The 11,156-nt window shown below is 51.4% G+C and carries 12 protein-coding genes, 2 tRNA genes and 1 pseudogene; all 15 read right to left on the bottom strand.

What is annotated here, in order from left to right; translation table 11 throughout:
- Window positions 1–135: 135 nt before the first annotated feature.
- A pseudogene (locus Q3O06_RS05505) lies at window positions 136–306 on the bottom strand (IS1595 family transposase); the annotation flags it as partial.
- A 538-nt stretch (window positions 307–844) separates the two neighbouring features.
- Window positions 845–919: transfer RNA gene (locus tag Q3O06_RS05500), tRNA-Glu, on the bottom strand.
- 17 nt (window positions 920–936) lie between these two features.
- Window positions 937–1,013 (bottom strand) — tRNA-Arg (locus Q3O06_RS05495).
- A gap of 109 nt (window positions 1,014–1,122) precedes the next feature.
- The gene (gene recN, locus Q3O06_RS05490; protein ID WP_301818022.1) at window positions 1,123–2,796 is read right to left on the bottom strand and encodes a DNA repair protein RecN; all 1,674 of its coding nucleotides are present in this window, start codon (window positions 2,794–2,796) and stop codon (window positions 1,123–1,125) included.
- Between the two features lie 183 nt (window positions 2,797–2,979).
- On the bottom strand, window positions 2,980–3,582 hold the full coding sequence (gene scpB, locus Q3O06_RS05485; protein ID WP_301673551.1) for an SMC-Scp complex subunit ScpB: 603 nt from the start codon (window positions 3,580–3,582) through the stop codon (window positions 2,980–2,982).
- Complete coding sequence (locus Q3O06_RS05480; protein ID WP_300905493.1) at window positions 3,548–3,679, bottom strand: hypothetical protein; 132 nt, start codon at window positions 3,677–3,679, stop codon at window positions 3,548–3,550. Before Q3O06_RS05480 ends, scpB begins: the two co-directional genes overlap by 35 nt.
- A gap of 3 nt (window positions 3,680–3,682) precedes the next feature.
- Window positions 3,683–4,624, bottom strand: a complete 942-nt coding sequence (ylqF, locus tag Q3O06_RS05475) for a ribosome biogenesis GTPase YlqF (RefSeq protein WP_301818021.1) — start codon at window positions 4,622–4,624, stop codon at window positions 3,683–3,685.
- An 80-nt stretch (window positions 4,625–4,704) separates the two neighbouring features.
- Window positions 4,705–5,559, bottom strand: a complete 855-nt coding sequence (rapZ, locus tag Q3O06_RS05470) for an RNase adapter RapZ (protein ID WP_301818020.1) — start codon at window positions 5,557–5,559, stop codon at window positions 4,705–4,707.
- Window positions 5,540–6,502: an HPr(Ser) kinase/phosphatase gene (gene hprK, locus Q3O06_RS05465; RefSeq protein WP_118820066.1), complete on the bottom strand. Its 963-nt coding sequence runs from the start codon at window positions 6,500–6,502 to the stop codon at window positions 5,540–5,542. The genes rapZ and hprK overlap by 20 nt, the downstream gene beginning before the upstream one ends.
- Window positions 6,503–6,505: 3 nt before the next feature.
- Window positions 6,506–6,955 carry a PTS IIA-like nitrogen regulatory protein PtsN gene (ptsN, locus tag Q3O06_RS05460; RefSeq protein WP_118791869.1) on the bottom strand — a complete coding sequence of 150 codons (450 nt, stop codon included), beginning with the start codon at window positions 6,953–6,955 and terminating at the stop codon, window positions 6,506–6,508.
- 184 nt (window positions 6,956–7,139) lie between these two features.
- Window positions 7,140–8,030 (bottom strand): 4-hydroxybenzoate octaprenyltransferase, encoded by an 891-nt coding sequence (gene ubiA / locus Q3O06_RS05455; RefSeq protein WP_301818019.1) that lies wholly within the window; start codon window positions 8,028–8,030, stop codon window positions 7,140–7,142.
- 29 nt (window positions 8,031–8,059) lie between these two features.
- Window positions 8,060–8,536 carry a chorismate--pyruvate lyase family protein gene (locus tag Q3O06_RS05450; protein ID WP_301818018.1) on the bottom strand — a complete coding sequence of 159 codons (477 nt, stop codon included), beginning with the start codon at window positions 8,534–8,536 and terminating at the stop codon, window positions 8,060–8,062.
- A gap of 14 nt (window positions 8,537–8,550) precedes the next feature.
- Window positions 8,551–9,198: a dethiobiotin synthase gene (bioD, locus tag Q3O06_RS05445; protein ID WP_301818017.1), complete on the bottom strand. Its 648-nt coding sequence runs from the start codon at window positions 9,196–9,198 to the stop codon at window positions 8,551–8,553.
- On the bottom strand, window positions 9,195–10,496 hold the full coding sequence (gene bioA / locus Q3O06_RS05440) for an adenosylmethionine--8-amino-7-oxononanoate transaminase (RefSeq protein WP_301818016.1): 1,302 nt from the start codon (window positions 10,494–10,496) through the stop codon (window positions 9,195–9,197). Before bioA ends, bioD begins: the two co-directional genes overlap by 4 nt.
- A gap of 213 nt (window positions 10,497–10,709) precedes the next feature.
- Complete coding sequence (locus Q3O06_RS05435) at window positions 10,710–10,949, bottom strand: hypothetical protein (protein WP_301818015.1); 240 nt, start codon at window positions 10,947–10,949, stop codon at window positions 10,710–10,712.
- Window positions 10,950–11,156: the final 207 nt, after the last annotated feature.

Genomic DNA, 11,156 nt, shown 5'->3' with positions numbered 1-11,156 from the left:
ATGCCTGATTATCAGGTATCCGGGGAGGATTAAGGGGGTATTTGGGTAAAATTAGGAGGTATTTGGGGCGAAAACAGCCGAAAACCTGTGTTTGGGTTCCGGTTGTTGGGGGAAAAGGAATTTTGCAAAGGTCTCTTCTAAATGCGGACTGTTTTGATAAATAAGCAATCGTAAACGATGAAAATAATAGGCTGCGGTATTTTTATTAACGCCTACTAACTCTGCTGCTGTTCTTGCAGTTACACCTGCGACAAATAGCCCAATGAGTTTATTTTGTTTATACTGGCTTAGACGACTTTTTCTCATAGGGATAATTCTAACTTAATTTGAATTTCCCTAGTTATCTAGGACAGCCCCTAAAGTTATGATACCTCCAAAGCCTAAATATATCGCAAATATTATTTGCATAATCGTTGTTTGCAGAAAGTTAGAACCCGTTATCACGTCTTGGATAAAGGTCAAAACTATTGTGATTCCGAAAATTAAAAAGAAAAATTTCGGAATCCTCATCCTTTTCTGAAACCTGATTGCGGTATCCATGGCTTTGTCTTTGTCATTTAAGTTTGTGTTTATGTTTTTAACTTTCTTTGTTGCTAGAATCCTTTTTAAATTGCAGACTTTACCAGTAATATCTGCTCCTCAACTGACAGGCATATTGAATGCCCAACCATAGACCTACTTTCATTTCAGTATCTATGCCAATACATTTAACATACTATAATGCCAAAACCCAACGATAATAGGTAATCAATTGATAAAATAGAATATATACTTCGAAGGAATATATCCGTATATAAAAACGGAAATTGAAAATGCCTCCGATATAATCGGAGGCATTTTGAATTGGCACGCCCACGGGGAATCGAACCCCGGTTACCGCCGTGAAAGGGCGATGTCCTAACCGCTAGACGATGGGCGCATATTGTGTATTCTTGTTGGCGCACCCGGAGCGATTCGAACGCCCGACCCTCTGGTTCGTAGCCAGATACTCTATCCAACTGAGCTACGGGTGCAGCACAATCACTTGTTCAAGTGATTAAGAAAGCGTGATAATACGGATTTATCTGAGTTCTGTCTATTATTTTAGACTTTTATTTTCAGTTATTTTATAACTGATTGATTTTAAAATAAACTATTTTTCGACGCAAGTTGCAGCAATTCTGCCGCATGTTGCCGCGTCGTATCGGTAATGATTTCCCCGCCCAACATACGGGCAACCTCTTCGATCCGTTGGATTTCATCCAATATACTGATTTCGCTGACGGTTTGCTCTCCCTCGCTGTGCTTGCGCACCCGCCAGTGGTTTTCGCCACAGGATGCGACTTGCGGAAGATGGGTAACGGCAAGCACCTGATGTTTTCTGCCCAACGCACGCAAGGCTTTGCCGACCATTTCGGCTACTCCCCCTCCAATACCGGTATCGACCTCATCAAAAATCAGGGTGGGAACTTGGGTATATTGGCTGGCAACAACCTGCAAGGCAAGGCTGATACGCGCCAATTCACCGCCGGAGGCGACTTTGTTTAGCGGGCGGGGCGGATTGCCTTTGTTGGCGGCAACTTTAAACTGTACCTGCTCCAAACCGTGTGCCGTCGGGGAAGACGGCAGCAGAACGATGTCGAAACGTGCGCCTTTCATAGCGAGATGCTGCATATTTTCCGTTGTCTCTTCGCCAAGCCTGCCGGCAGCCTGATGCCGCATGGCGGAAAGGATGTGGGCGGCTTCCTGATATTCGGCAAGGTTGCGGGCAACGGTTTGCGTCAATGCTTCCAAATCGGCGGCAGCTTGAAGGCTTTGCAGGCGTTCTTCGATTTCTGCCAACTTGGCAGGCAACTCTTCGGGCTCGATACGGTATTTCCGCGCCATGCCCATCAGTTCGCCCATACGCTGTTCCTGTGCCGCCAATTCATTGGGGTTGATGTCGCTGCGTCCTGCCACATCGCGCATATTGGCACTGATTTCGCCCAATTCGGCCTCGATGCTTGCCAACATATTCAGGCTCTCGGCAAAGCGCGGCTCGATGTTTTGCAGATTGGCCAATAGCTTTTGACATTGATAGATATGGCGTTGGATGCCGTTGTCGCCGTCAATCTTGCTTCCGACTTCTTCGGCGGCCTGCAACAGCTCGGCAGAATGGGCAAGGCTGTCGTGGCTTTGGCTGAGGGTTTCCCATTCGCCTTGTTTAATGTCCAACTGATTCAGTTCGTTAAACTGCCATTCCAGACGCTCCCGTTCGATAATGACGGCATCGGCGTGTTCCTGCGCCTCTTGGAGGGCTTTTTTCGCATTGGTCCAGTTTTGATAAAGCTGCCTGACGGTTTCCGCCTGAGCCCTGCTGTCCGCAAATGCGTCCAACAATTCGCGCTGGGCGGCTTCCTGATTAAGCGAATGATGGGCGTTTTGCCCGTGGATGTCGATAAGCTGCCCGCCGACGGCTTTAAGCTGCGCCAAGGTAGCCGCCTGATTGTTGATAAAGCTGCGGCTTTTGCCTTTGGCATCGATGATGCGGCGGATACTGAGTTCTTCTTCTCCGTCGTTTAAAAGCCCCTGTTCATACAATTCTGCTTTTAAAACAGGTAAATGGGAAATATCGAACAACGCCGACAATTGGGCTTCTTTTGCACCGCTGCGGACTTGGCTGTAATCGGCCTTGTCGCCCAACAAAAGCCCGATTGCGTCCAGCGTAATCGATTTGCCCGCACCTGTTTCGCCGGTCAAAACGGTAAAACCGCTTTGAAAATCCAGATTCAGATTTTCGACAATGACAAAATCACGCAAAGAAAGTGTTAGAAGCATTGTGAGGATTCCTTAGCAATTCTACCGATAAAAGCAATATCAACTTTAGATATTCGAATTATAACTAAGATTTTATAAATTAAAAATAAGTTTTTCCTTAATTTTTCTTAGTGCTTGTTTTTATCTGCTTATTTGTTGCAATGCCGTCTGAAGCAATGTGCGTTTCAGACGGCATTTGGAATTTCAGTTGGGCAGGGTATCGGACGGTACGGTTTCCGGCTCTTCTTCATCCGCTGGCGGCATTTCTATCAAATCGGGCAAAACCAGTTCGCCCAGTTCGGTCAGCGGTGGCAGTTCTTCCAAACCGTCCAAGCGCAAATCGCTGAGAAACGTTGCCGTTGTTGCCCACAATGCGGGTTTTCCCAATGTGTCCCGATGTCCGATGACTTCAATCCACCCCCGATCCTGCAAGGTCTGCATCACGTTCTGCGACACCGCCACGCCGCGTATGCCTTCGATGTCGCCGCGCGTTACAGGCTGCTGGTAGGCGATAATCGCCAGTGTTTCCATCACGGCGCGGGAATAGCGCGGCGCACGCTGTTCCTGAAGGCTGCCCAGCCGCTCGAATGCCGTCTGAACAACCTGAAAACGCCAGCCCTCTTGCGTATGCACCAGTTGCAACGCCCTATCCTGCCAACGCGTTTTCAACTGCGCCAACACATCAATCAGTTTGTCTTGCGACAGCGGCGGCACACACAGTTCGCGCATGGATTTTTCGTTCAGGGGTTCGGTTTGGGTCAGAAGCGCGGCTTCAATCAGCGCGTCGGGAGAAATTTTGTCGGTCATACGGGTATCCGTGCTGAAACGGCATGGGTTTGGATATGCCGTCTGAAATCGGTTGGAATGGAGAGAAGCTGCCTGAAAAATATTTTTCAGACGGCATTCTTTATGCTTCCGCAGGCTTCTGCCCTTTACGCTCTGCTTTTCTGGCTTCGCGAATGGCTTTTAGTTCGGCTTCTTTCTGACGTGCTTTTTTAAGCCAAGTTTCCCATTGGTTCGGCGTTTCGAGGGTGATTCTGCCGATTTTGCCTTCGCGGAAGTCGGTGAGGATGTTTTCGGCGGCTTTTTGGTAATTGACCCGTCCGCCGCTGAGGACTGCGCCGCGTTTTTTGGCTATCCATTCGAGCCAAGCGTTGTCGTCCCAGTGGCTGCCGGGGTTTTTGTCGGCTTGGTAGCGTTCTTGCAACATAGGAAGGTAGTGGCGGCGGAGGTAGTCTAAAAGTTCGAGGGCGACTTCTTCTTCGTCCAATGCGTTGCGTCCGACCGCGCCGCCGGCGGCGAGGTTGTAGCCGCTTTCTTCGACGATGATTTTCGGCCACAGCATTCCGGGGGTGTCGTACAGCCAGAAGTCGTCGGCGAGGAAAAGGCGTTGTTCGGCTTTGGTGATGCCGGGTTCGTTGCCGGTTTTGGCGGATTTTTTGCCTATCATTCCATTGATGAGGGTGGATTTGCCGACGTTGGGAATGCCGCAAATCAAAACGCGCAGGGGTTTGTCTATGCCTTGCCGGTGGGGAATCATCGCGCGGCAGGCTTGGGTGATTTTGCCGTGCGCGCCGGTTTCGGAGGAATCGAGGGCAATGGCGCGGGTGTCGGGGCGGCTGTTGTAGTGGTCAAGCCAGACTTTTGTGCGTTCGGGGTCGGCAAGGTCTTGCTTATTTAAAATTTTGAGTTTGGGTTTGCCTTTGGAAAGCTGGGCAAGCAGTGGGTTTTCGCTGGAGGCTGGCATACGCGCGTCCAGCATTTCAATCACCATATCAACGCTTTTTGCACGCTCGGCGATGGCTTTTTTCGCCTTGTTCATATGGCCGGGAAACCATTGGATTGCCATGTCTGTTCTTTCTTCTCAATATTTGAAATGCCGTCTGAAACGGAGGACGGGGTTTCAGACGGCATAATGGTTTGACGGGATTAGCGGCCCGACAGGTTTTGTGCCTGCCTGTGCCGTATCAGCAATTCGTAACGCCCTTTCAACCTTCGGGCGAGTTTTTCGACAATATAGACCGAACGGTGCTGCCCGCCGGTACAGCCGATGGCGACGGTAACATAACTGCGGCTTTCGTCCTCCAAATGAGGCAGCCAACGCGTAACAAACCTTTCGATGTCGTCAACCATTTCCTGCACAAGCGGCTGCCCGTCCAAATAATCCCAAACAGGCTTGTCCATACCGGTGTAAGGCCTCAACTCGGGATCGTAATACGGGTTGGGCAGGCTGCGCATATCGAACATAAAATCCGCGTTGTTCGGCACACCGTATTTGAACCCGAAGGACTCCAAAACCACCAGCAGTCCGGTACGCTCAACCTTCAGCCACTGCCGGACTGTATGGCGGAGCTGTTGGGCATTCATCTTGGAAGTGTCGATACAGTAGGCGATTTCCTTAAGCGGGAACAGCCATTCGCGCTCTTTTTTCAGGCTTTCCAACAGCGTCATGTCCTGACCGGCCAGCGGATGTCCGCGCCTGGTTTCGGAAAACCGGCGGACCAGCACGGCCTCTTCCGCCTCGACAAATAAAACTTCCACCCTGTGCCCCAGTCCGCGCAGATAGGCAATCTGCTCGCGCGCTTGGGCAATGTCTATGCCGGAACGCACATCGACACTGACCGCTAATTCGGTTTCGTCCGCACGTTCGATATGGTACGACACCAGCGACGGCAGCATTTCCAAAGGCAGGTTGTCCACGCAAAAATAGCCTAAATCTTCCATTTGGCGCAGTGCAACGGATTTGCCCGAGCCGGAAAGCCCGCTAATCAGGACGATTTTCATGATTCTGTTCGTTTTCTTTAAGTTGCGTCTGATGGCGTTCCAAAAATTCGCGCGTACTGTCTTTGCCGCGCAACTGCAAAATGTAATTGCGTACCGCCGCCTCAACCAAAACGGCAAGGTTGCGTCCGACGGCGACGGGCAGCGTTACCGAACGGACGTTGACGTTGAGGATGGATTCTGTTTCCGTACGTATGCTCAACCGGTCGAGCTGTTTCATGTACTCATCGTCTGCGGCAACCAGGTTGATGATGAGTTGCAACACTTTTTTCGGCCGGATAGAGGTTTCGCCGAAAATATGGCGGATATTGAGTATCCCCAAGCCGCGAACCTCCAAAAAATCACGTAGCATAGGTGGACAGCGACCTTCCAGCGTTTCCGGTCCGATACGGAATAACTCAACCGCATCGTCGGCAATCAGGCTGTGGCCGCGCGAAATCAGTTCCAATGCCAATTCGCTCTTACCCAAACCGGAATGTCCGGTAATCAGCACGCCGATTTCAAACACATCGAGAAATACGCCGTGTTTGACGGACGATGCCGCCAAGGTGCGTTGCAGGTAAATCCGCAACACGTCCATCAGATAGGGGCTTTCGAGTTTGGAAGTCAGCAGTGGAATATCGTTTTTGTGGCAGTAGTCGCGCAGACCCGGGGAAACCGGCAAGCCGTTTGCCACAATGACCAAAGACATGGAAATATCAAATAGGTCGCCGAATTTGTAACCGATTTCACCCGATTCGAGGCGGTTCAGATATTCCGACTCCGCCAAACCGACCACTTGGATTTGGTTGGGGTGGATAAAATTCAGGTGTCCGACCAAGGCGAGGACGGGCTTGTCCGCCTCTACGCCGATACGGTTGTCCGCACCCGAATTGCCGGCGGCCCAGGCAAGTTGCAACTTGTATTGGTTGTCGTCAAACAGCCGGCGGACGGAGATACTGGGCATATTTTATTCTTCGGTCAGGATGGCGCGGGCTTCTTCCGCAGAAGAAACGGTCATCAGCGATTCGCGGATGCTTTTTTGGGAAAACTTGCCGGCCAGTTTGGACAAGACCTCCAAATGCTCGCCCGTTGCGTTTTCCGGCACCAGCAAGATAAAAACCAGTGAAACCGGCTTGCCGTCGGGCGCGTCGAATACGACGGGTTCGCGCGTGCGGATAAACGCGCCCGTCGCCTGCTTCACGCTCGCGTGGCGGCCGTGCGGGATGGCGACACCCTGCCCCAAACCGGTCGAACCGAGTTTTTCACGGGCAAAAAGACATTCGAAAACATCAGCATGAGGCAATGATGCCTCGCGTTCCAAAAGCAGGCCCGCTTCCTCAAACAGCCTTTTTTTACTGCCCACCTCCATATCCAAAACGATATGGGACAAAGGCAAAATTTCGCCGATAAGGCTCATAAGCTTCTCTTTTCAGACATCGCAAAACAGAAAGATTGTACCGACTGCCGGGGCAAATCTCAATCCCGCATACGGTACGGGCTGACATAACACAGCGTTTTAAAAACATATTTTAACGCTTTTCGGCACAGATAGAAATACCGCCCAAAGCAGTTTACGGCTCTTCAGACGGCATTGCCCTGCCTTATTTCGCGAAAAACGTATGGGCAAAAATAGCGGTAAACCACACCCAACCGATTCTGTTGTTTGCCAAAAACGTTTCAAAACAGATTTGCCGGACGCGGCTTTTGATGGCGGCATATTGGCGGTATTGCAGCAGCAGGACGATGGGGATTGCCGTCCAATATGCCCATGCCGCACCGATAACCGCACCCAATACTGCCATCAGCAGGGTAAAGCCGCCATGACACAGCATAACGGCGGCGATGTCGTAACGCCCGAACGTGATGGCGGAGGTTTTGATGCCGATTTTCAAATCGTCTTCTTTGTCCGCCATTGCATAAACCGTGTCATACGCCAGAGTCCATAACACATTGGCAGCAAAGAGTATCCACGCTTGAGGCAGCACATTTCCGGCAACGGCGGCAAACGCCATCGGGATGCCGAAGGAAAAGGCAAGTCCCAGATAAAATTGTGGAATCGGGAAAAAGCGTTTGGTAAACGGGTAAGTCAGCGCAAGGAACAGGGCAGGCAGGCTCATCAGCCAAGTCAGATGATTCAGCGGAATCAGGCACAATGCGGCAAGCAGGCACAAAAATGCCGTCAGCAGCAGCGCTTCTTTTTTCTTGACCCTGCCCTGTGCGAACGGACGGTTTTTGGTACGCTCGACAGCCCCGTCAAAATCGCGGTCGGCAAAATCGTTGATGACGCAGCCGGCACTCCGCATTAAAAACGTGCCGATCGTAAACGCCGCCAATACCGCCAAATCGGGAATGCCGTCTGAAGCCAGCCACAACGCCCAATAGGTCGGCCACAGCAGCAGCAGCGTCCCGATGGGCTTGTCCGCCCGCATCAGGCGCAGGTACACATCCAAACGGTCGGACAGGCGTAAAAATAAAGGGGATTTAGGATTCATATTGCCGCACAGCTTGAAAAAACGGTATTTTATCCGATAAAGCGTTTCAGTTCGGGCAGAAAATACTCGGTCAGCAGCATTTCCTCGCCTTGATGGGAAAACCGAGAACGCCGCGCGGCAAAGTACCGTCCGCATCCTTCGCCGGAAACGGCAAACTCAAATGCCGAACGCGCCCCTTCCAAATCGGCTTGAAACAGGCGTTCGCCCAAAGGGCGCGTGCCGCAATCCAAGATATCTTGCCAAAACGCCGAACCTATCCGGCACTCGCTCCTTGCCGCGACAACAGGGATACCGTCCAGCTTCAACAAAACTTCGCGCACCAGCCTCCCTCCGCATTCCGTCTCCAATTCGCCCAGCTTCAGCAGTTCCACCGAAAATGTATGCGGCAAGGCGCGCAATGCGGCGGTCAGCGACTGGGCTTTCAATAACCGGCTCATCGACAGGCTGATGCCGTCTGAAACGGAGGCAGCCAAGTCGGGCAGCCATTTCCCAAATAGGTGTTCCATATCTTTCCTAATATTTATACCGCGTCTGTTTTATCCAACTCCAACCATTCGGCCTCAGGGAAACTGTCTTTCAGACGGCATTGCAGATAGTTCAGGCTGTCTTGCGCAACGCATTCGTCAGAGCTGTCATGAATATGGTTAAACACGAGGCTGTGCAAGCGAATGCCGTATTGTTTGAGCGCGGCGAAGCTGAGCAGGGTGTGGTTAATGCTGCCGAGCCGCCCGCTGGTAACGAGAATGACGGGATAAGCCTGTTGCTGAATATAATCAATGGTTAGCAGGTTTTCAGTTAGCGGAACCATCAATCCGCCCGCACCTTCTACCAAGACGATTTCGTATCGTGCTGCCAGTTGCTGCGTAGCGGTACGGATTTTGTCCAAGTCCAAAGCCCTGCCATCCAGTCGGGCGGCGAGATGGGGCGAAGCGGGATAGCTGAAGATTTCGGGCATAGTCAGCCGCCGTTTGTCGGCTTCCTGCATCGGGATGCCCATAATTTTGCGGTGGACGGCGATGTCGTCGGCGATGTCTCGGCAACCGGTTTGCACGGGCTTTTGCGTGATCACGCTTTTACCCTGCTGCAACAATTGTTTTGCCAACATACCGGTGGTGACGGTTTTGCCGATGTCCGTATCTATACCGCTGACGAAGTAAACGCCTTTCATTTGCTGTGTTCCTTCAAAATGTGTACGGTTTTGTCGGCAAGTTCGGTCAAAATGCCGTCTGAAATGATGTAAGGCGGCATCAGATACACCAGCCTGCCGAACGGGCGCACCCAAATGCCCTGCGCCACGCAATCCGCTTGAAAACGCGCCATATCCACGCCTTTTTCCAGCTCGATCACGCCGATGGCACCCAAAACGCGTACGTCTTTCACGCCGCGGATGTCCCATGCGGCTTTCAGACGGCCTGTTAAGATGCTTTCAATGCGGCAGATATTTGCCTGCCAATCTTGGGACAAAAGCAGTTTGACCGAAGCGCAGGCAACGGCACACGCCAGCGGGTTCGCCATAAACGTCGGCCCGTGCATGAACACGCCCGCTTCGCCGCGCGAAATCGTTTCGGTAACTTTTTGCAAAGTGATTGCCGCCGCCAGCGTCATATAGCCGCCGCTCAAACCCTTGCCGATACACATAATATCCGGTACGACCTCCGCGTGTTCGCAGGCAAACATCTTGCCCGTGCGCCCGAATCCGGTGGCGATTTCGTCAAAAATCAACACGATATCAAATTCATCGCACAAATCGCGCAAACCGCGAAGATACTGCGGATGATAAAAATACATGCCGCCCGCGCCCTGCACGACCGGCTCTAAAATAAAGGCGGCGATATCCGCATGATGCGCTTCAAACAAGGCACGGACAGGCTGCAAATCCGCCCCGTCCCATTCATCGTCGAAACGGCTTTTCGGATTATCGACAAAATAACGCTGCGGCAGAGCACTGCCAAAAATATGGTGCATCCCCGTTTCCGGATCGCAGACGGACATCGCGTTCCAAGTATCGCCGTGATACCCGCGCCGCACCGTCGCAATATTCTGCTTCGCCGTCAAACCCCGCGCCTGCTGGTATTGCACCGCCATCTTCAACGCAACTTCCACCGAAACCGAACCTGAATCCGCATAAAAAATACGGTCCAGCCCCTGCGGCAAAATCCCGACCAATAATTTGCCCAGTTCCACCGCAGCTTTGTGCGTCAAACCGCCGAACATCACATGCGACATCTGCTTAATCTGCGCCTCAACCGCCTGATTCAAAACAGGATGATTGTAGCCGTGTATCGCACACCACCAAGACGACATCCCGTCAATCAGCCGCGTGCCGTCCGCCAATTCGATAAACACACCTTCTGCACGTTTGACAGGATAAACGGGAAGCGGATCGGTCATGGAAGTATAGGGATGGAGCAGATGGGTACGGTCGAAATCAAGCAATGATGATGTGTGTTGATGTTCAGACGGCATAAGTTTCTCTCTTTTCTTCTTACTGTATTCAAACGCAAACGCGTATTCTACTCCGACAGACCGCTTCCCACACCTTTCCATCCGTTTTGGGCGCAAAACCGCGAAACAAATCGTTCCGCAGCATAAGCGCACACCGTTTCGCATTCCTCAAGCCTGATTGGAATCAGACGGCCCAACGCCCAATACCGTTTCACACAGCCTCCGCCCAACGCTTCAATCAGTCATAAACAAAACGGCAATCCATACGATACAGATCATAGCGACAATCATAACAACAGCGTTGGCAAAATCAGGGGGCTCCGACATAGGCGCATAGCATCTGCCGATGCACGGCTTCTCATTTGGCTCTATGAATATCATACCCATCACAAAATCCACCGCCAAAACCAGGCACGGCTTCTTATACTTATGATAGATTTCCACCATCCTGTCCCATATATCCCAAACATTCATACCGTATATCCCGCAGGCAACAAATTCCGATTGAAGGTTACAGCCCTATTTTATAGTGGATTAAATTTATAGTAGATTAACAAAAACCAGTACGGCGTTGCCTCGCCTTGCCGTACTGGTTTTTGTTAATCCACTATATTTTCAAACCGGAAAAATGCCGTCTGAACCTTCAGACGGCATTCCATTCATATTTATTCGTCTTTTTTG

Origin of the sequence: Neisseria maigaei, assembly GCF_958267405.1 — a bacterium.
Taxonomy (GTDB): domain Bacteria; phylum Pseudomonadota; class Gammaproteobacteria; order Burkholderiales; family Neisseriaceae; genus Neisseria; species Neisseria bergeri.
This window is presented reverse-complemented; position numbering and strand designations above follow the sequence as displayed.